General features: G+C 63.2%; 16 protein-coding genes. 11 read left to right on the forward strand and 5 right to left on the reverse strand.

Going from position 1 to position 20,568, the window contains the following annotated elements:
- Positions 1 to 32 precede the first annotated feature (32 nt).
- Positions 33 to 788 (forward strand): DUF502 domain-containing protein, encoded by a 756-nt coding sequence (locus NDO48_RS13600; RefSeq protein WP_026227199.1) that lies wholly within the window; start codon positions 33 to 35, stop codon positions 786 to 788.
- Here the strand turns inward: NDO48_RS13600 and recG are convergent.
- A complete protein-coding gene (gene recG, locus NDO48_RS13605; RefSeq protein ID WP_267321673.1) occupies positions 740 to 2,848 on the reverse strand; it encodes an ATP-dependent DNA helicase RecG in 2,109 nt (702 codons plus the stop codon). The genes NDO48_RS13600 and recG overlap by 49 nt on opposite strands.
- Before the next feature lie 93 nt (positions 2,849 to 2,941).
- On the opposite strand from recG, the gene NDO48_RS13610 reads away from it, so the two are divergent.
- Positions 2,942 to 3,229 carry a succinate dehydrogenase assembly factor 2 gene (locus NDO48_RS13610; protein WP_018427978.1) on the forward strand — a complete coding sequence of 96 codons (288 nt, stop codon included), beginning with the start codon at positions 2,942 to 2,944 and terminating at the stop codon, positions 3,227 to 3,229.
- Positions 3,230 to 3,237: 8 nt separating this feature from the next.
- Positions 3,238 to 6,732, forward strand: a complete 3,495-nt coding sequence (mfd, locus tag NDO48_RS13615) for a transcription-repair coupling factor (protein ID WP_018427977.1) — start codon at positions 3,238 to 3,240, stop codon at positions 6,730 to 6,732.
- Between the two features lie 427 nt (positions 6,733 to 7,159).
- Here mfd and NDO48_RS13620 read toward each other — a convergent pair whose 3' ends face one another.
- Together NDO48_RS13620 and NDO48_RS13625 are read right to left on the reverse strand one after the other, a co-directional pair.
- Positions 7,160 to 7,831 carry a DsbA family oxidoreductase gene (locus NDO48_RS13620; RefSeq protein ID WP_018427975.1) on the reverse strand — a complete coding sequence of 224 codons (672 nt, stop codon included), beginning with the start codon at positions 7,829 to 7,831 and terminating at the stop codon, positions 7,160 to 7,162.
- A gap of 72 nt (positions 7,832 to 7,903) precedes the next feature.
- Entirely contained in the window at positions 7,904 to 9,631 is a 1,728-nt protein-coding gene (locus tag NDO48_RS13625) for an extracellular solute-binding protein (protein WP_245262317.1), read from the reverse strand.
- Between the two features lie 322 nt (positions 9,632 to 9,953).
- Between NDO48_RS13625 and NDO48_RS13630 the strand changes: the two genes are divergently transcribed.
- Positions 9,954 to 10,586, forward strand: a complete 633-nt coding sequence (locus NDO48_RS13630; RefSeq protein ID WP_018427973.1) for an invasion associated locus B family protein — start codon at positions 9,954 to 9,956, stop codon at positions 10,584 to 10,586.
- Positions 10,587 to 10,695: 109 nt separating this feature from the next.
- Here NDO48_RS13630 and hspQ read toward each other — a convergent pair whose 3' ends face one another.
- Entirely contained in the window at positions 10,696 to 11,019 is a 324-nt protein-coding gene (hspQ, locus tag NDO48_RS13635; RefSeq protein WP_026227196.1) for a heat shock protein HspQ, read from the reverse strand.
- 252 nt (positions 11,020 to 11,271) lie between these two features.
- Here hspQ and NDO48_RS13640 point away from each other — a divergent pair, with 252 nt between their 5' ends.
- Complete coding sequence (locus NDO48_RS13640; RefSeq protein ID WP_267321652.1) at positions 11,272 to 12,234, forward strand: AEC family transporter; 963 nt, start codon at positions 11,272 to 11,274, stop codon at positions 12,232 to 12,234.
- 53 nt (positions 12,235 to 12,287) lie between these two features.
- On the opposite strand, the gene NDO48_RS13645 is transcribed toward NDO48_RS13640, so the two are convergent.
- Positions 12,288 to 13,517, reverse strand: a complete 1,230-nt coding sequence (locus NDO48_RS13645) for a UbiH/UbiF family hydroxylase (protein WP_018427970.1) — start codon at positions 13,515 to 13,517, stop codon at positions 12,288 to 12,290.
- A gap of 353 nt (positions 13,518 to 13,870) precedes the next feature.
- Here NDO48_RS13645 and pcsA point away from each other — a divergent pair, with 353 nt between their 5' ends.
- From pcsA to NDO48_RS13675, 6 genes are all read left to right on the forward strand, one after another.
- Positions 13,871 to 14,605: a phosphatidylcholine synthase gene (gene pcsA, locus NDO48_RS13650; RefSeq protein ID WP_018427969.1), complete on the forward strand. Its 735-nt coding sequence runs from the start codon at positions 13,871 to 13,873 to the stop codon at positions 14,603 to 14,605.
- A gap of 4 nt (positions 14,606 to 14,609) precedes the next feature.
- Positions 14,610 to 15,587, forward strand: coding sequence for a quinone oxidoreductase family protein (locus tag NDO48_RS13655; protein ID WP_026227194.1), 978 nt, complete (start codon positions 14,610 to 14,612; stop codon positions 15,585 to 15,587).
- A 101-nt stretch (positions 15,588 to 15,688) separates the two neighbouring features.
- Positions 15,689 to 17,266: an ABC transporter ATP-binding protein gene (locus tag NDO48_RS13660; RefSeq protein ID WP_018427967.1), complete on the forward strand. Its 1,578-nt coding sequence runs from the start codon at positions 15,689 to 15,691 to the stop codon at positions 17,264 to 17,266.
- A complete protein-coding gene (locus tag NDO48_RS13665; protein WP_267321653.1) occupies positions 17,266 to 18,366 on the forward strand; it encodes an ABC transporter permease in 1,101 nt (366 codons plus the stop codon). Before NDO48_RS13660 ends, NDO48_RS13665 begins: the two co-directional genes overlap by 1 nt.
- Positions 18,359 to 19,273 carry an ABC transporter permease gene (locus NDO48_RS13670; RefSeq protein ID WP_018427965.1) on the forward strand — a complete coding sequence of 305 codons (915 nt, stop codon included), beginning with the start codon at positions 18,359 to 18,361 and terminating at the stop codon, positions 19,271 to 19,273. The genes NDO48_RS13665 and NDO48_RS13670 overlap by 8 nt, the downstream gene beginning before the upstream one ends.
- A gap of 112 nt (positions 19,274 to 19,385) precedes the next feature.
- Positions 19,386 to 20,456 carry a BMP family ABC transporter substrate-binding protein gene (locus NDO48_RS13675; RefSeq protein WP_018427964.1) on the forward strand — a complete coding sequence of 357 codons (1,071 nt, stop codon included), beginning with the start codon at positions 19,386 to 19,388 and terminating at the stop codon, positions 20,454 to 20,456.
- Positions 20,457 to 20,568 lie beyond the last annotated feature (112 nt).

Raw genomic sequence — 20,568 nt, forward strand, 5'->3', positions numbered from 1 at the left:
ATGTTGCGCTGCAAACACGCAAGCGGTGATACATGTCGGATCTGCCCAGAACATCCGCGATGACCAGGTTGAGGAACTATTTCCTCACCGGCTTCGTCGTCTGCGCGCCGCTGGTGCTGACCATCTACATCGTCTGGTCGTTCATCGGCTGGGCCGATTCCTGGGTGAAGCCCTACATTCCGGCAACCTACAATCCCGACACCTATTTGACCATCCGGGTGCCGGGCTTCGGGCTGATCGTGGCGCTGGTGCTGATCACGCTGATCGGCTTCCTCACCGCCAATTTCATCGGCCGCGCCATCGTTGGCTTTGGCGAGCGCCTGCTCGCCCGCACGCCTCTGGTGCGTGGCCTCTACAAGACGTTGAAGCAGCTTTTCGAGACCGCACTCTCCAACAAGAGCGACATGTTCCGCACCGTCGGCATGGTCGAGTACCCGCGCAAGGGCGTGTGGTCGATCGTCTTCGTCGGCAACGAGAAGCAGACCGAGATCAATGAGAAGCTAGACAAGGAAGGCGACCCGCTGATCGCCGTCTTCATGCCATGTACGCCGAACCCGACCACCGGCTTTCTGATGTATGTGCATCGCTCCGAGGTCGTGCTGCTCGATATGAGTATCGAGGACGGGGCCAAGCTGATCGTCTCGGCGGGACTGGTGGTGCCCGAGGTGAAGCCCGCGACCGGAGGCAAGGCGAAGGTGATCGAAGGGCCTGTCGGTAATCCGCCAGTTGGGACGATGCCTCAGCCCGCCCTCAGCAGTCTTACCGCCTCGTCGCGGCCGAACAAGTAGAGCAGCAGCCGTACGGCTTCGCCGCGCGGGGATTGTAGCTCCGGGTCGCGGGCAAGGATCAGGCGGGCGTCGTCGCGGGCGATTTCGAGCAGGTCGGCGTGGGCTTCTAGGCGGGCGACCTGGAAGCCAGGTGTGCCGGACTGGCGGGTGCCCAGAAGTTCACCTTCGCCGCGCAATTTGAGGTCTTCCTCGGCGATGAGGAAGCCATCCTCGGTGTCGCGCATGACCGACAGGCGGCGCTTGGCCGTTTCACCAAGCGGGTCCTTGTAGAGCAGCACGCAGGATGACGGCTTCGAGCCGCGGCCAACGCGGCCGCGCAGCTGGTGGAGCTGGGCGAGGCCGAAGCGCTCGGCATGCTCGATGACGATGATGGTCGCGTCGGGCACGTCGACGCCGACCTCGATCACGGTGGTGGCGATGAGCACGCGCGTTTCGCCTTCCTTGAAGGCGCGCATCGCCTCATCCTTCTCCGCCCCCTTCATGCGGCCATGGACCAGCCCGATACGCTGCCCGAAGACGGGCTGCAGAGAGGAGAAGCGGTCCTCGGCGGACATCAGCTTGATCTCTTCGGATTCCTCGACCAGCGGGCAGATCCAGTAGATTTTCTGGCCGTCTGCGACCGCGTCGCGGATGCGGCCGACGAGTTCGTCGATGCGCTCGAGCGGCAGGGTGACGGTCTTGATCGGCTGGCGGCCGGCCGGCTTTTCCGTGAGGCGCGACACGTCCATGTCGCCGAAGGCTGTCAGCACCAGGGTACGTGGGATGGGGGTGGCGGTCATGACCAGCATGTCGGGCGCCTGGCCCTTTGCATTCATGGCGAGGCGCTGGTGCACGCCGAAGCGATGCTGCTCGTCGATGACGGCGAGAGCCAGGTCATGGAAGACGACGGCCTCCTGGAACAGCGCGTGCGTGCCGATAATGATGTCGATTTCGCCGCCCGCGAGATCGGCGAGGATCTGGGTCCGCTCGCGGCCCTTCTCGCGGCCGGTGAGTACGGCGACCTTGAGGCCGACACGTTCGGCCAGGGGTGAAATGCCGGCGAAATGCTGGCGGGCGAGGATTTCTGTCGGCGCCATGAGCGCGGCCTGGCCACCGGCCTCGACGGCGCGCGCCATGGCAAGAAGTGCCACCACCGTCTTGCCCGAGCCGACATCGCCCTGGAGCAGGCGCAGCATGCGTTCGGGCTTGGCCAGGTCTTCGTTGATCTCGACAAGCGCCTGTTCCTGCGAGCCGGTCAGCGCATAGGGCAGGGCCTTGCGCAGCGCATCGACGAGGCGGCCGTCGCCTATGAGCGGGCGGCCATGCAGCTTGCGCACACGGGCGCGAACCAGCGCCAGCGACACCTGACCAGCGAGGAATTCGTCATAGCCAAGGCGACGCCAGGCGGCATTCTCCGGCGAGGCATCGAGCGGATCGGCAGGATTGTGGACGCGTTGCAGCGCTGCCGCGAAGCTGGGAAAGCTCTGCCGGCGCATGACATCGGCGTCGAGCCATTCGGGCAATGGCGGCACGCGCTCGATGGCCTGGCCGATGGCGCGGCGCAACGCCTTGGCCGACAGGCCCGCCGTCAGAGGATAGACTGGTTCGACCAAGGGCAGCTTGTCGGCTTCGCTGGCGAGCGCGATGTGGTCGGGATGGACCATGGACGGGCGGCCGTTGAACCATTCCATGCGGCCCGAGACGATGACAAGTTCGCCCTCGGGCATGGCCTTTTCGAGATAGGCGGCGTGAGCATGGAAGAATGTCAGCGTGATCTCGCCGGTGTCGTCATGGGCGAAGACGCGGTAGGGCACCGAGCGATTGCCGCGCGGCGCCGGCTGGTGGCGGTCAATGCGCACCTCAAGAGTGACGATGGCGCCTTCGGCAGCATAAGCGATGCCGGGCCGGTTGCGCCGATCGATGACGCTGTTGGGCAGCACGAACAACAGGTCGCCTGTTCGTGCCACCCGGTCGCCGAGATCTGCAGGTACGACCTTCTCGACCAGCACGGCGACCTTCGGTCCGATGCCGGCAAGCGTGGTGATCGGGGAGAACAGGGGATCGAGAAGGGAAGGCCGCATCATGTCAGCTTATGCGTTCGACTTGCCCGGGCAAAGGCTGACAGGGGCGGCTATCCACGCTATATGCGCCCCGACACGAGAGGAATTGCCGAAATGACCGGAACGACACGCTCGAGCGAAGGCCTTGATACGCGCAGGCGTAAGCTTCTGTTCCGGTCGTGGCATCGCGGCATGCGCGAGATGGATCTGATCCTTGGCCATTTCGCCGACACCCGGATCGATAAGCTGAGCGACGAGGAGCTGGACCTCTACGAGGTGCTGCTCGACATCACGGACAGGGAACTGCTGTCCTGGATCATCGGCGAAGCGCCGGTGCCGACAGCGGTCGACACCCCGGTCTACAGGCAGATCGTCGCGTCGCGCGACGCCATCACCGTCTGAGCGAGATCATGAGCTTGCTGAAATCGATCGGCCTGCCCAAAGGTCGCGCCGGACAGTTCATCGTCGATGGCGTCGCCGACGGCTACGAAGCCTTTGCGATTGCCACCGCGGCGGCCGAAATGGCGCCCGATGGCCCGATGCTGTTTGTCGCTCGCGACGGGCAGCGGCTGCCGCAGATCGTTGAAGCGCTCAACTTCGTAGCCCCTGAACTGCCCGTGCTGGAACTGCCCGCGTGGGACTGCCTGCCTTACGACCGTGTGTCGCCTGGGGCGGATGCCGCTGCTCTCAGGCTTGATGCGCTGGCGGCAATGATCACGCTCAGAAAGACCCCGCACCGGGCCATCGTGCTGACCACCGCAAATGCACTGCTGCAGCGGGTGCCGCCGGCCGCGGCGATCGAGGCGCAGGAGTTCCGCGCCAAACCGGGCAACCAGGTGGAGATGAATGCGCTGGTGGCGCGGCTGGAGCGTGCCGGCTTCGAGCGCGTGCCTACGGTTCGCGGCGTCGGCGAGTTCGCCGTGCGCGGCGGTATTCTCGATCTCTACGCGCCGGGCGCTGCCGATGCGTTGCGCCTCGACTTCTTCGGCGACACGCTGGAGACGATCCGCGCCTTCGACGTGGCGACGCAACGCACAACCGGCAGCCGCAATTCGGTCGTGCTCCAGGCGATGAGCGAGGTGGCGCTGACGCCGGAAACGATCAGCAAGTTCCGCCGCAGCTATATCGATGCCTTCGGCGCGCCATCGCGCGACGATGCGCTCTATGCCGCGGTCTCCGAGGGCCGGCGCTTCGCCGGCATGGAGCACTGGCTGCCGTTTTTCTATCCGCACATGGAGACGGTGATCGAGTATCTGCCTGATGCGCCCGTGGTCTTCGACCATCTGGCACGCGAGGCGATGAGCGAGCGCCATGCGCTGATCCTCGACCACTACGAGGCGCGTCGCAAGCAGGCAGAAGGCAGCGGCATCAAGGATGCGGTGCCCTACAAGCCGGTCGCGCCCGGGTTGATGTATCTGTCGCCGGACGAGGTGGCGGCAGCGCTGGCAGACCAGGCCAATGCGGAGCTGACACCGTTCGATACACCCTTTTCGAGTGGGCGCAGGGTGCTGCATGCCGGTTCGCATGCCGGCCGCAGCTTTGCCGAGGAGCGGGCCGACCCCAACGCCAACGTGTTCGACGTGGTGGCGCGTCACATCGCCGATCAGCGCGCGGCCAAGCGGCGCGTGGTCGTGGCCGGCTGGACGGAAGGCTCGCTCGACCGTCTGACGCAGATTCTCGAGGAGCATAATCTCGGCAATCTCAAGCGGGTCGAAAGCCTTGCTGGCGTCGAGGCGCTGAAGCCGGGCGAGGCGGGCCTTGCTGTCCTGCCGATCGAGTCCGGCTTTGAGGCCGGCGACCTGGTGTTCGTTGCCGAGCAGGACATCCTTGGCGACCGCCTGATCCGTCGTTCGAAGAAGCGCAAGCGCGCCGCCGACTTCATCGCCGAGGCTTCGGCCTTGTCGGCGGGCGACATAGTCGTTCACGCCGACCATGGTATCGGCCGTTTCGTCGGGCTGAAGACCATCGAGGCGGTGGGCGCGCCACATGATTGTCTTGAAATCCACTATGCCAGCGATGGCCGGCTGTTCCTGCCGGTCGAGAACATCGAGCTTCTGTCGCGCTACGGCTCGGATTCGGCGGAAGCAACGCTCGACAAGCTGGGCGGTGGTGCCTGGCAGTCGCGCAAGGCCAAGCTCAAGCGCCGCCTGCTCGAAATGGCCGGCCAGCTGATCAAGCTCGCGGCCGAGCGGCAGATGCGCGAGGCGCCTGCGATGAATCCGCCCGACGGCGTCTATGGTGAGTTCGCGGCGCGCTTCCCTTACGAGGAGACCGACGACCAGCAGGGCGCCATCGATGCGGTGATGGAAGATCTTGGCGCCGGCAAGCCGATGGACCGCCTGATCTGCGGCGACGTCGGCTTCGGCAAGACGGAAGTTGCGCTGCGCGCGGCCTTCATTGCCGCCATGGAAGGTTTCCAGGTGGCGGTGGTGGTGCCGACGACGCTGCTGTCGCGCCAGCATTTCAAGACGTTCTCGCAGCGCTTTGCCGGCCTTCCGATCAATGTGCGCCAGGCTTCGCGCCTGGTCGGCACCAAGGAGCTGGCGGAGACCAAGAAGGGCATCGCGGAGGGCACTGTCGACATCGTCGTCGGTACGCATGCGCTGCTCGGCTCGTCGATCGAGTTCAAGAACCTGGGACTTCTGATCATCGACGAGGAGCAGCATTTCGGCGTCAAGCACAAGGAGCGCCTGAAGGAGCTCAAGAGTGACGTGCATGTGCTGACGCTGTCGGCGACACCGATCCCACGCACGCTGCAACTGGCGCTGACCGGCGTGCGCGAGCTGTCGTTGATCGCCACGCCGCCGGTGGATCGCATGGCGGTGCGCAGCTTCATTTCGCCCTTCGACCCGCTAGTCATCCGCGAGACGTTGCTGCGCGAGCGCTATCGCGGCGGCCACAGCTTCTATGTCGTGCCGCGTATCGCCGATCTCGGCGAGATCCACCAGTTCCTGCAGGAATCGGTGCCGGAGCTGAAGGTGGCCGTTGCGCACGGCCAGATGCCTCCCGGCGAACTCGACGACATCATGAACGCCTTCTACGACGGCCAGTATGACGTGCTGTTGTCGACGACCATCGTCGAATCGGGCCTGGACATTCCCACCGCCAACACGCTGATCGTGCATCGCGCCGACATGTTCGGCCTCGCCCAGCTCTACCAGTTGCGCGGGCGTGTCGGCCGTTCCAAGGTGCGTGCTTATGCGCTGTTCACGCTGCCGGCCAACCGCAAGCTGACGGACACCGCCGACCGCAGGCTGAAGGTGCTGCAATCGCTCGACACGCTGGGCGCGGGCTTCCAGCTCGCCAGTCACGACCTCGACATCCGCGGCGCCGGCAATCTGCTTGGCGAGGAGCAGTCGGGCCATATCAAGGAGGTCGGCTTCGAGCTCTACCAGCAGATGCTGGAAGAGGCGGTGGCGGAACTGCGCGGCAGCGGCGAGGAGATCGATACGGGCTGGTCGCCGCTGATTGCCGTCGGCACCGCGGTCATGATCCCGGAAAGCTATGTGCCCGACCTGCAGCTCAGGCTGGCGCTCTACCGTCGTCTCGGCGACCTCGAAAACACCGAGGAGATCGACGGTTTCGGCGCCGAGCTCATCGACCGTTTCGGGCCACTGCCCGACGAGGTCAAGCATCTGCTCAAGATCGTCTTCATCAAGGCGCTGTGCCGCAAGGCCAATGTCGAGAAGCTGGACGCCGGGCCGAAGGGCGTGGTGGTGCAGTTCCGCAAGCGCGAGTTCGCCAACCCGGCGGGCCTCGTGCGCTACATCGCCGAGCAGGGATCGCTGGCCAAGATCAGGCCGGACCACTCGGTGGTGTTTGCGCGCGACTGGCCGAATGCCGAGAAGCGTCTGGCGGGTTCCGCCGTGATCATGACGCAGCTGGCGAAGCTGGCTGTGGCCTGATCGGCGGTCATGCATCCTTCGACAGGCTCAGGATGAGGAGCGGCGGTGCTGCCGCCAATCTCTGAGCGCTTTCGGCTTCATTAAGGGGGCAGCGCGCCTGCGCATCCCCAGAACCTGGGGCCTCCCGGTCGCGTGGCTTGCCACAGCGTTGGCATGTCATTCGGGGTCGGTTTCGCCTTCGTTGATGTCACGACATGGCTCCCGACACTCTGCACTCGCTTTGCTCGCTACGAGGCCGAGATGACGGGGGGCAAGGCGCTACTGGTTGCCATTTGTCGGACGAGACTGGCAGCAGAGCCGCCGGCGGTTGTCCTGAGTTTGTCGAAGGACGCGGGACAGGCCAACTGCTGATCTGGCCCGGGGGCAAACGGGCTGAGCCGGCAGCAGGCTCAGCCGGCGGTCCAATCACCCCCTTCGGTGATCATATTTAGTTCGGCAGCTCGCCGGCTTTTTCGGCTGCGACCTGGCGGATGGCGTCGGCGAGGGTGGCTGTGTCCTGGGCGCCCATGACGGCGTACTTGCCTTCGAGCAGGAAGCACGGCACGCCCGTGATGCCCATGCGCGAGGCGGTGACGATCTCGGTGGAAACCTCGTCGCGATCGGCGTCGGTTGAAAGCAGCGCTTCGACGACCGCGGTGTCCATGCCGGCTTCGCGAGCGGCCTCGACGAGGGTGCCGTGGTCGCCGATGTTCTTGCCCTGCTCGAAATAGTAGCTGAACAGCGTGCTCACCAGCTTGTTCTGGACGCCTTCGCCGGATGCTGCGGCCCAGCGGATCAGCCGGTGGGCGTCGAGCGTGTTGGGAGCGACTGATATTGCCTCGAAGTCGAACGAGATGCCTTCGACCGCGCCGAGCGTCACCAGATTGGCGTGGGCCTGCCTGAGCCGGTTCTCGTCATTGAACTTGGCCAGCATGTAGGCCTTGCGCTCCTTGCCTTCGGGCGGGATCGTCGGGTCGAGCTGGAAGGGGCGCCAGCGCACCTCGACGTCGGTGTCGGGCACTGCCGCAAGCGCGCTTTGCAGGCGGCGCATGCCCAGGAAACACCACGGGCAGACGACATCCGAAACCACATCGATGGTGAGCTTGTTCTGTTCGGTCATGAGACGGTCCTTGTGTAGGCTCGCGGGCGCGGCATGACGGCCATGGCCCGCTGATCCCAGAAATTTGCGGAACTAGCCGCCCTGGCTCCACCAGACCGGCAACTGATAACCGAATATGGGGGTCTTTTCCGGATGTTTCAGCCTTTTGGCAAAAGCGAGCCACTGATCGGAGTTGTGCTGCATGGGCACCATGTAGTTGCCAGAGATCAGCAGGCGGTCGAGTGCGCGCACGGCGGCGACGAAATCCTCCTTCTCGCGCGCCTTGAGCATGGTCTCGATCATGGCGTCGATCGCTGGATTGGCAACGCCGGCGAGATTGAACGAGCCTTCCTTGTTGGCCGAAGACGAACCCCAGCGGCCGATCTGCTCGATGCCCGGCGACAAGGTGCCGGTGAAGCCGGTCACGCCGATCAGCACATCGAAGTCAAAGTTCTGCTTGCGCGACTGGATCTGGTCGGCCTCGAGCGCGCGGATGGTCACGGCGATGCCAAGCTTTTCAAGGGTGCGTTGATAGATGGCCGCCAGCTTCTGCTCGGCGTCCGACGAGGTCAGGATCTCGAAGGCGAGCGGCTGGCCCTGCTTGTCGAGCATCTTGCCACCCTGCAGCTTGTAGCCGACGCCCTTGAGCAGGTCGAAGGCGGCCTTCAGCGCAGCGCGGTCCTGGCCGGAGCCATCGGTAACCGGCGGCCTCCATGTGCCGTCCATGACGTCGGGACGAACGGCACCAGGGAACGGCGCGAGCAGCGCCTTTTCCTTGTCACTGGCAGGCCTGTCATAGGCGGAAAGTTCGGTTCCCTGCCAGAAGCTGACGGTGCGCTCATACTTGCCGGCGAACAGGTTGCGGTTGGCCCATTCGAAGTCATAGAGCATGCCCAGGGCCTGGCGCACGACGGGGTCGGCGAATTTCGGCAGGCGGGTGTTGAACATGAAGCCGGTGACGACGGGTGGCAGCCCGCTCTTGAAGGTTTCAGCGACGATGTCGCCGTTCTTGTAGGCGGGGAAATCGAAACCGCGCTCGCGCTTGACCGGATCGGCCTCGGTGTAGGTGTCGCAAATGCCCTTCTTGAAGGCTTCGAACAGGGCGTTCGTGTTGAGGAAATATTCGATGGTGATCTGGTCGTAATTGTCGAAGCCGCGCTTGGCCGGCACGTCGCGGCCCCAATATTCGGGGTTGCGCTTGAAAACGATGCGCTCGCCGGGCTTGATCTCGCCGACCATGTAGGGGCCGGAGCCGATGATCGGCTTCAGTGTCGTCTGGTCGAACGTCTCCTTGTTGAAGAAGTGCTTCGGCACGATCGGCGTGAGCGCGATGATCAGCGGAAATTCGCGGTCGGCCTGGTCGTTGAAGGTGAAGCGGACACTGAGATCGCCTGTCTTTTCGATCTTCTCGATCTTGGACATTCGGTCGGAATAGGGCGGGCGGCCCTTCTCCGTATAGACCTCATAGGTGAAGATGACGTCGTCGGGCGTGATCGGCTGACCGTCGGACCATTTGGCATTCGGATCGATGTTGAACTCGATCCATTTGCGCTCCGGGTCGATGTCGACCGACTTGGCGATGAGGCCATAGATACTGAAGGCCTCATCGGCGCTGCGCTGCATCAGCGATTCGAAGACCAGATTGCCGTAGATCGTGTCGATCATGCCGCGCGCGGTGGTGCGCAAGCTCTTTATGATGAACGGATTGAGATTGTCGAAGCTGCCGATGACGCAATAGGTGATCTTGCCGCCCTTGGGCGCATCGGGATTGGCATAAGGGAAGTTCTTGAAATCCTGGGGCAGGGCCGGCTGGCCATGCATGGAAATGCCGTGGACGGGCTCGGCATATGCCGTGTGCGGGGCAAAAAGGGCGGTCGCGGCAACGGCTGCCAGCAGCGAAAGAGTGCGTCTCACGACGATTCTCCACGAATTCAGGGTAGCTTGATGATTCGAAGCGTAGCGCAGCCTGATGCGGGCAGTCCATCGCCGGCTCAGAACACAAGAAATGCGTTGTTGCGGGCTGGATTCAGGCCGCGCGGCAGTGTAACACGCGCGGCGAAGTCATGCTGTTGCCTCATTTGCCCAACAGGTAGCGTCGACACACGGCTCCGGGGCCGGTTCCGGGATTGTTTGAGAGGATTTCATGAAGATCACGAACCAGAACTTCGACGGTTTCCGTCTTTCCATCCTGGCGGCAGGTGTCGCCGGTTTGGTGGCGTCGACGCTGTCGCCCGCGGCCGCGCAGCAGCAGCAGGTCCCGCAGGGTTGGTTCAAGGCCTGCTCCAAGCAGGCTGACGTGGACATCTGCAACGTGCAGAACATCCTTACCGCTTCCAACGGCCAGTTGGTCACCGGCATTTCGATGATCGAGCTCAAGGGCAAGGTCAATCGTAAGGTGTTCCAGGTCACCGTGCCGAGCGGCCGTCTCATTCCTCCGGGGATCGGACTGCAGGTCGACGCCGGCAAGGCCCAGAAGCTCGACTACGTGATCTGCTTCCCGGATCGCTGCGTTGCCGAGATCGCGCTCACCGACCAGCTCGTAGGCTCCTTCAAGAAGGGCACCGACCTGACTCTGACCTCGGTCAATTTCCAGAACCAGCAGAACCCGATTAAGGTTTCGCTCGCTGGCTTCACTGGCGCCTATGATGGCGAGCCGATGAAGCAGTCGGACCTGGAAGATCGCCAGAAGAAGCTCCAGGAGTTCGTCTCCAAGAACAATCAGGACTTCGCCAAGAAGCTCAAGGAAGAGCAGGACAAGGCCAAGACGGCCAACTGATCCCGGGCGAAGACCGGAATTGAAAAAGCGGGGCTTTGACCCCGCTTTTTTGTTGCGCAGCCGCTGTTGGCGGGAATCCGAACTCGGCCCGTCGCCCGTCATGGCTGGTTCAGTGGCTGATGGTCGACTTGAGCGCGTAACGTCCGTCGGGCATCTTGTCGAAATAGTCCTTCACCTGCGGATGGCGGACCGGCTCGCCTGAGCTGTCCTCGAGCAGGTTCTGTTCCGAGACATAGGCGACATATTCGGTCTCGGCGTTCTCGGCGAGCAGGTGGTAGAAGGGCTGGTCGCGGCGTGGGCGCACCGCCGCCGGAATCGCCTCGTACCATTCCTCGGTGTTGGCGAATTCTGGGTCGACGTCGAAAATAACGCCGCGAAACGGAAACACACGGTGGCGCACCACCTGGCCGATCGAGAATTTCGCCGTCTTCATGCTGGTCACCATGGTCGCGCATGCTCTTAGAGCACTACGCGAAATCAGATACTTAAGACGTATTTCAGATCCGGAGCGGGAGGTTTCCGGCACAACACGCTTCGTCGGCTCCTATTTGGAGCAGCAAGGCAAGCAATTCAATGGTGTGGCGCTTGACGGGCGGCAAAGCGACGCGATACGGCCGAGGGCATATTTGCCCTTCGCGTCGCTTTTTTTGCTGCGGCCCAACCAATCTCGATCGGGAAAGCGCTGATGTCGGACGTGATCGGTCTGGTCCTGCCGTTCTTCGGGCTGATCTTCATGGGCTTCGTGGTGGCGCGCATCACCCGCCAGCCGCTCGAAGCGCTCGGCTGGATGACGACCTTCATCGTTTATGTCGCGCTGCCGGCGCTGTTCTTCCAGCTGCTGGCCAAGACGCCGTTCGAGCGCCTGACCGAGTGGGCCTACATATCAGGCGCAGTGTTTTCGACCTTCGTCATCTTCGCGATCATGTTTACCGCTTCTTTCATCAAGGGGCGCGGCGAGATTGCCGAATCGACCATCAAGGGGCTGGCCTCGGCCTATGGCAACATCGGCTATATGGGCCCCGGCCTGGCGCTGCTGGCCTTCGGCGAGGAAGCGGCGGTGCCGGTGGCGCTGATCTTCTGTTTCGAAAACATCATGCATTTCACCATAGCGCCGATGATGATGGCGCTGGCCGGCGACGAACCGCGCCCACCTTTGGGCGTGGCGGCCGATGTCGTCAGGAAGATCGCCCTCCATCCCTTCATCATCGCGACGGCGGTGGGCGTTCTCGCTGCCTACTTCGAGTTCCGCGCGCCGGTGCCGGTCGAGCGCTTCCTCGAATATCTGTCGCGGGCGGCAGCCCCTTGCGCGCTGTTTGCCATGGGCGTGACGCTGGCGCTCAGGCCTTTGAAACGCGTTCCACACGAGATGGTGCCGATCGCGCTGCTCAAGCTCATCGTGCACCCGCTGCTTTGCTATGTCGTGCTGAGCTGGATTGGCAATTTCTCACCGGTCTGGGTTTACTCTGCCATGCTGATGGCCGCCTTGCCGACGGCGACGAACGTGTTCGTCATCGCCCAGCAATACGGCGTCTGGGTCGAGCGTGCTTCGGCCAGTGTGCTCGTCACCACCTGTCTGTCGGTTCTGACCGTTACCGGGCTGCTCTACCTGATCCAGCACGGCGTTCTGCCGCCCGATCTTTTCCCTTGAGCCCCCCAGCCAGGTCCTGTCGGACGGGCCGATTTTTCGGATGACCTCCGACCTTATTCGCTCGATACACCGATGCGGCGCGTCGCTCGCAGCGATGAGGCGATGGCCGAAAAGCCGCTGCCCGGGCGCAGGCCTTCACGCATGAAGAAGGCGCGGATGGGGGAGAAGCCACCCAGAACGTTGAGGCCAAGGCCGCGGGCGAGCTGGGCGGGCAGCATGTCCGAAAGCAGCGACATGTTGAGCAGGTTGACGGCACTGGTGCGGGCCAGGATGTCGGGCCGGCGTGCCGCGTCATAAGCCTTGAGCGCCGTCGGCGCGCCCGGATCGGCCGCATGGTGCAGGGCAGTCTCAACGAGCTGGTCGACGTCGCGGATGCCGAGATTGAGCCCCTGGGCACCGATGGGCGGGAAGACATGGGCAGCCTCGCCGACCAGTGCGACGCGGTTCTGGGCGAAGCGAGCGGGCAGCGAGGTCGACAGCGGGTAGATCTGGCGGCCGCTGTCGATGGTGACGCGCCCGAGCATCGATTGCATCTGCCGTTCGACGCGCTGGGCAAGCGCATCGTTGTCGAGCCCGGCGAATTCGCGCGCCGTTTCCGGACGCAGCACCCAGACGAGGCTCGATCGGCGGCCAGGCAGCGGCACCACCGTGAACGGGCCGGTTTCGGTGTGGAACTCCGTCGACGTGAAACCGTGGTCGCGCGTATGGGCAAAATTCAGCACCAGCGCCGATTGCGGCAAAGCGCGCGCGCTGGCGGAAATGCCGGCAGCCATGCGCGCCGGCGAATTGCGGCCGTCGGCGGCAACCGCCAGCGGCGAAACGACAGTCGTGCCGTCCGAAAGGGCAGCGGTGACATGATCGCCCTCAAGCGTCCAGCCTTCAACCAGCGCCCGGCGCCATTCGATATCGGGATGGTGGGCAACTGCCTGTTCGAGCACGGCGTTGAGGACGCGATTCTGGAAATTGTAGCCGAAGTGATCCTCGCCGATCTCGCCGGCACGGAAGGTGACGATGGGGCTGCGGATCAGGCGTGCGGTGCCATCGACGATGCGCATGACCTTGAGTGGTGCGGCATCTGCCGACAGCGCACCCAGCACGCCAATCCGCTCCAGGACCTTCAGCGCGGGCACCATCAGGGCCGTGGTGCGGCCGTCGTCGGCTCGCGCGGGCGGGCCGGCGAGCAGAACGCCGAAGCCGGCATCGGCGAAAGCCAGCGCCGAGATCAGCCCGACGGGGCCGGTGCCGGCCACCAGGATACGGTTCGCTGATTTCTCGTTCGCCATGTGCAGTCCAAATCCGCCGGACCGTCGCCGGCTGCGTCATCGATAGTTTGGTTCTCCGATATATGGCAGGGCCAAGCCATTGATCAACGTGGCGATTGGGCTCATGCGCCGGCGGCTGGCACAAATCGCGCAGGGCTTACGCAACGTTCGTTGGGCACAAATGGCTTTCGGCTTGTATGAACTGCGGCCCTGCTATTAATTGCCGACGAAAGGGGATTGCATGGTGCTGGCCGTATCGAGCAATAGGGACCTTGCATTTCTCTTGCATGACCCTTGTCGTGCGCAAATAGCCGCCTGCGATGTCTTTCGAGACGACGGACGGAACTGGGCGGCAAACTTGATTGGCGAGGACCGTGAAGCCTAAAAAAGTCACATGGCCGCAGGCACGCGCCTTTTCGGTCCACCTCCTCACAGCATCGGGCTCATTCCTGGCCTTCGTGTCGCTGGTCGCCGCGAGCGAGGAGCGTTGGACCGCTATGTTCTGGTGGCTGGGGCTCGCGCTGTTCGTCGACGGAATCGACGGGCCGATCGCGCGCAAGCTCGAGGTCAAGGAAATCCTGCCGACATGGTCGGGCGAACTGCTCGACAACATCATCGACTACGTCACCTACGTGTTGATCCCGGCCTTTGCGCTCTATCAGGGTGGTTTCATGGGCGAGGGACTGTCGTTCCTGTCGGGCGCCATCATCGTCGTGTCGAGCGCGATCTATTATGCCGATACGGGCATGAAGACGAAGGAGAACTTCTTCAAGGGGTTCCCCGTCGTCTGGAACATGGTTGTCTTCACCTTGTTCGTCATTCAGCCCGGGCAATGGGTGTCGTTTGCGGTCGTCCTCGTCGCCGGCATCCTGACCTTCGTGCCGATGAACTTCCTGCATCCGGTGCGCGTCGTCAGGCTCAGGAACATCAACCTGCCGATGACGCTGATCTGGTGCGCCTTCGGCGGATTGGCGCTGTGGCAGGGCATGGAAGCCAGCGAATGGGTCAAGATCGGTATCGCGATCAGCGGCATCTACCTATTCTTCATCGGTGGCGTGATGCAGCTCTTCCCCAATCTCGGAAAGCCCAATCTCGGAAAGAAGGACTGAGGCGTTGCCGAAAGCTCTGCGAGTTCATACCCATGGCGGGCCGGAAGCGCTTGTCTACGAGGATGTGGACGCCGGCAGCCCCGGTCCGGGCCAGGCCCTGATCAGGCACAAGGCGATCGGGCTCAATTTCCTCGACGTCTATTTCCGCACCGGGCTCTATCCGGCGCCTGCCGGAATGCCGGTGACGCCGGGTGGCGAGGCTGCTGGAGTGGTGCTCGAACTCGGTGAAGGCGTCGACTGGCTGAAGGTCGGCGACCGCGTCGCCTATGCCGTGCCGACGGGCGCTTATTGCGAAGAGCGGTTGATCGCAGCCGACAGGCTGGTGAAGGTGCCAGACGGCATTTCCGATGAGCAGGCGGCGGCCATGATGCTCAAGGGCATGACTGCCGAATATCTGTTGCAGCGGACCTTCAAGGTGAAGGCCGGCGACACGATCCTCTATCATGCTGCGGCCGGCGGCGTCGGCCTGATCCTTGGCCAGTGGGCCAAGCATCTCGGCGCGACCGTTATCGGTACGGTGGGCTCGGACGACAAGGGCGAACTGGCCAGGGCGCATGGCTTCGACCACGTCATCAACTATCGCGACAAGGATTTCGTCGCCGAAGTGGCAGCGATCACCGGTGGCAAGAAATGCGCCGTGGTCTACGATTCCGTCGGTGCCGACACCTTCCCCGGTTCGCTCGACTGCCTTAAGCCGATGGGCATGTTCGTGAGTTTCGGCCAGTCGTCTGGTCCGATCCCGCCGTTCAACATTTCGCTGCTGGCGCAGAAAGGCGCGCTCTATGCGACACGGCCGACACTGTTTGCCTACAATGCGCTGCGCGACGACCTTGTGCGTTCGGCAGACGCGCTGTTCGACGTGGTGCTGAAAGGGGCGGTCAAGATCAGGATCAACCAGCGTTATGCTCTGAGTGACGCGGGCCAGGCGCATGCCGATCTGGAAGGCCGCAAGACCACGGGGACAACCATACTTATCCCGTGAGTTTTCACTTTATTTCTTGAAGCTCTTTCAACTTGTGACATGCTTTGCTCCGAGAGCAGGACGCGCCTACCATGCTCTTGGGAACATAAAAAAGTAAGACAATGGGAGGCGTTGTGGACACAACCCCTTTAGCCAATGGTCCGAACCTTCTGGAGGTTCGAGGCCTGACGAAGATATTTGGCACGCTGAAGGCGTGCAATCAGGTCGACCTGACCATCGCAAAGGGTGAAATACACGCGCTTCTCGGCGAGAACGGCGCCGGCAAGTCGACGCTTGTGAAGATGCTGTTCGGTTCGCTCGAGCCCAATGCCGGTGAGATCCTGTGGAACGGCCAACAGGTGCGGATCACCAGCCCGGGCGTTGCCAAGAAACTCGGCATCGGCATGGTTTTCCAGCATTTTTCTCTGTTCGAGGCGCTGACCGCGGCGGAAAACATCGCGCTCTCGCTTGCCGACGACACGCCCATCGCCACCATTGCCGCCAAGGCGCGCGCGCTGTCCTACAGCTATGGGCTGCCGCTGGATCCGGAGTCGCTGGTGGGCGACCTGTCGGTCGGCGAGCGCCAGCGCATCGAGATCATCCGCTGTCTGCTGCAGACACCCGAACTCATTATCCTCGACGAACCTACCTCGGTGCTGACACCGCAGGAGGCCGACAAGCTGTTCGAGACGCTTGAGCGGTTGCGTTCCGAAGGTAAGTCGATCCTTTACATCTCGCACCGCCTCGACGAGGTCCGCCGCCTGTGCGACCGCGCCACGATCATGCGCCACGGCAAGGTGGTCGGCCATTGCGACCCGCGCCAGGAGACGCCGGCGTCGCTCGCCCGAATGATGGTGGGCAGCGACGTCAAGAACGCCGAGCGGACAACGGCTGCGACACGTGGCGAGGAACTGCTCAGCATCTGCGGCATGAGCCGCAAGCCTGCCGGACCGTTCTCGACGCCGCTCAAGAACATCTGGCTGAGCGTCGCCGGCGGCGAAGTCATCGGCATCGCCGGTGTTGCCGGCAACGGCCAGGGCGAATTGTTCGAGGCGATTTCGGGCGAGGCGCTGCAGGACAGTGCCGATGCCATCCGCATTCGCGGCAAGTCGGCCGGCCGGATGGGGATTTCGGCACGCCGTCTCTTGGGTGCTGCCTTCGTTCCTGAGGAGCGGCTCGGCCATGGTGCTGCCCCGCGCATGCGCCTGTCTGACAATCTCTTGCTGTCGCGGCACAGCACCGACGGCAAGGCCTTTGTCGGCGCGGCCGGCATGGTAAAGTCGGGCGCGATCCAGAAGGCGGCTCAGCGCATCATCGAGGTGATGGACGTGCGCAAGAGCGCGCCGGACCCCGAAGCTGCAGCGCTTTCGGGCGGCAATCTGCAGAAGTTCATCATCGGCCGCGAGCTCGATCGCAATCCATCGGTCATGGTGGTCAACCAGCCGACCTGGGGTGTCGACGCGGGTGCTGCCGCGCGCATCCGCCAGGCGCTAATCGAACTCGCCCGCAAGGGCTCAGCCGTGCTGGTCATCAGTCAGGATCTCGACGAGTTGTTTGAAATCTCGGACTCGATCGCCGTCATGCACAATGGCGAGCTGTCGAAGCCGATCCCGATTGCGGACGCGACGCTCGAACGCATTGGCCTCTTGATGGGCGGTGCCGAACCCGGTCACCTCGACCATTCGAAGGAGGTCGCGTGATGCGGATCGAACTCGTCAAACGTCCGGAGCGATCTGCGCTCTTTGCGGCACTCTCGCCGTTCCTTGCGCTTGCGCTGACGCTGATTGCCGGCGCGATCATGTTTTCGGTGCTCGGCAAGGACCCGGTCGAGGCGCTTTATTATTATTTCATCGATCCGCTGCGTGAGGTCTGGTCGCTCCATGAGCTTGCAGTGAAGGCTGCGCCGCTGATCCTGATCGCGGTCGGCCTGTCGATCTGCTACCTTTCCAACAACTGGAACATCGGCGCCGAAGGCCAATTCATCGTCGGCGCCATCGTCGGCTCGATCTTTCCCGTCATGTTCCCCGACTTCCAGTCGTGGGTCGTTCTGCCGCTGATGCTGCTCATGGGCATTGCCGGCGGTGCTGCCTATGGCGCCATTCCGGCCTATCTCAAGGTGCGGTTCAACACCAACGAGATCCTGACCAGCCTGATGCTGGTCTATGTGGCGCAGCTGTTCCTCGACTGGATGGTGCGCGGTCCCTGGCGCAACCCGGCCGGCATGAACTTCCCGGAGACGCGGACCTTCAGCGCCGCGGCAACGCTGCCTGAGATCTGGTCGGCCTCGGGCCGTGCCAACTGGGGTTTTGTCTTCGCCATCGTGGCAGCCGTGGCCGTCTGGTTCATGCTGTCGCGCACGCTCAGGGGCTTTGAGGTGCAGGTGCTGGGACAGAGCCCGCGTGCCGGCAAGTTTGCGGGCTTCTCGTCATCCAAGATGGTGTTCTTCGCATTCCTTCTGTCCGGTGGCCTTGCTGGCCTCGCCGGCATCTCGGAAGTGTCGGGCGCCATCGGCCAGCTGAGGCCGACGATTTCGCCCGGCTATGGTTTTGCCGCGATCATCGTAGCCTTCCTTGGGCGTCTCAACCCGCTCGGCATCGTTGCCGCCGGCCTGGTGCTGGCGCTGTCCTATCTCGGCGGCGAGGCGGCCCAGATTTCGATCGGCGTCTCCGATAAGGTGGTGCGCGCTTTCCAAGGCATGCTTTTGTTCTTCGTGCTCGCCTGCGACACGCTCATTCTCTACCGCATCCGCTTTGTCGGCTCCTCCGCTGCAAAGACCGTGGAGGTCACGCAAAATGTTTGAAGGTATCCTGATAACGATTGCGACGGCGGCAACCCCGCTTCTGATCGCAGCCGTCGGCGAACTGGTGGTCGAACGCTCCGGCGTTCTCAACCTCGGCGTCGAGGGCATGATGGTGATGGGGGCCGTGACCGGCTTCGGCGTGGCGCTCGCCACTGAGTGTCCATGGCTCGGCGTGCTCGCCGCCATCATCGTCGGGGCGCTGTTTTCGCTGCTGTTCGGCTTCCTGACGCTCACGCTGGTGACCAACCAAGTGGCGACCGGCCTTGCGCTGACGCTGCTTGGCCTTGGCCTGGCAGGCATGCTGGGCGAGAGCTTCGTCGGGCTGCCGGGCGTGAAGATGGATTACGTATACATACCCGTGCTCACCGACCTGCCGATGGTGGGCAGGCTGTTCTTCGGCCAGGATCCGCTGTTCTACGTCTCGATCCTGCTGACCGCCGGCGTCGGATACTTCCTGTTCAAGACGCGCGCCGGCCTTACCCTGCGCTCGATTGGCGACAATCACACCTCGGCACATGCGCTCGGCATCAAGGTCATCGCCATCCGCTATATGGCGGTGATGTTCGGCGGTGCCTGTGCCGGCTTGGCAGGCGCCTATCTGTCGCTGGTCTACACGCCGCAATGGAACGAAAACATGACTGCCGGGCGCGGCTGGATCGCGCTGGCGCTGGTCGTGTTCGCGTCCTGGCGGCCATGGCGGGTGCTTGCGGGCGCCTATCTGTTCGGAGCGGTTTCGATCGGCCAGCTGCATGCCCAGGCTTTGGGCATCGGCGTGCCGTCGCAACTGCTTTCTTCTCTACCCTATCTGGCAACCGTCGTGGTGCTTGTGCTCATTTCGCGCAACAGGCGACTGACGATGGTGAACACTCCGGCTTCATTGGGGCGGCCGTTTGTGCCAGATCGCTAAGGGCATGGTCGCCATCTCGAATCTGTCAGGCGGATTTCGAGGACGACCCTGTCTCTGGGACTATAAAAAGGATGGGATAGTGCCCCGGGCAACCACTAAGAGGAACAAAAGCATGAAGAAGACAATTCTGTCGCTGGCCGCGGCCGCCGCCGTGATGTCGTTCGGCACCATTGCCGCCGAAGCCAAGGTCAAGGCCTGCTGGATCTATGTCGGGCCGATCGGTGACTTCGGTTATTCCTACCAGCACCACCAGGGCCTGCTGCAGGCCAAGGAGAAGTTCGGCGACCAGCTCGAGACCGCCTATCTCGAAAGCGTGCCGGAAGGTGCGGACGCCGAACGTGCCATCGAGCGTTTTGCTCGTTCGGGCTGCAACATCATCTTCGCGACCTCATTCGGCTACATGGATCCGCTGAACAAGGTTGCCGGCAAGTTCCCGGATGTGAAGTTCGAGCACGCCACCGGCTACAAGCGCGAGCATCCAAACGTCTCGACCTACAACTCGAAGTTCCATGAAGGCCGCTATGTGCAGGGCGTGATCGCCGCCAAGGAATCGAAGGCTGGCGTCGCCGGCTACATCGCTTCCTTCCCGATCCCTGAGGTCGTGATGGGCATCAACGCCTTCATGCTGGGCGCGCAGTCGGTCAACCCTGACTTCAAGGTCAAGGTCGTGTGGGCCAACACCTGGTTCGACGCCGGCAAGGAAGCCGACGCCGCGAAGGCGCTGATCGACCAGGGCGTCGACATCATCACCCAGCACACCGACTCGACGGCCCCGATGCAGGTTGCGACCGAGCGCGGCATCAAGGCCTTCGGCCAGGCTTCGGACATGATCAAGTTCGGCCCGAAGACCCAGCTGACCTCGATCGTCGACGACTGGGGTCCGTACTACATCGAGCGCATCCAGGAAGTCATCGACGGCACCTGGAAGCAGAGCGACGTCTGGGGCGGCATGAAGGAAGGCCACGTCGTGATGGCGCCTTACGCCAACATGTCGGACGAGACCAAGAAGCTGGCCGAGGAAACCGAAGCCAAGATCAAGTCTGGCGCCTTCAACCCGTTCACCGGCCCTGTGACCAAGCAGGACGGCACCGAGTGGCTGAAGGCCGGCGAAGTGGCGCAGGATTCGGTGCTGCTCGGCCTGAACTTCTACGTCAAGGGCGTGGACGACAAGCTGCCGCAGTAAGCGGATCGATATCGGCTGCGAGACATCTCGCAGGTCAAGGAAAGCCCCCGGTTTTGCCGGGGGCTTTTCGTTTCCGGCGTCGTGCAGCTGGCGCCTAGTCCAAATGGACCTG

The sequence above is a fragment of the Aminobacter sp. MET-1 genome (genome assembly GCF_026521175.1).
Lineage (GTDB): Bacteria > Pseudomonadota > Alphaproteobacteria > Rhizobiales > Rhizobiaceae > Aminobacter.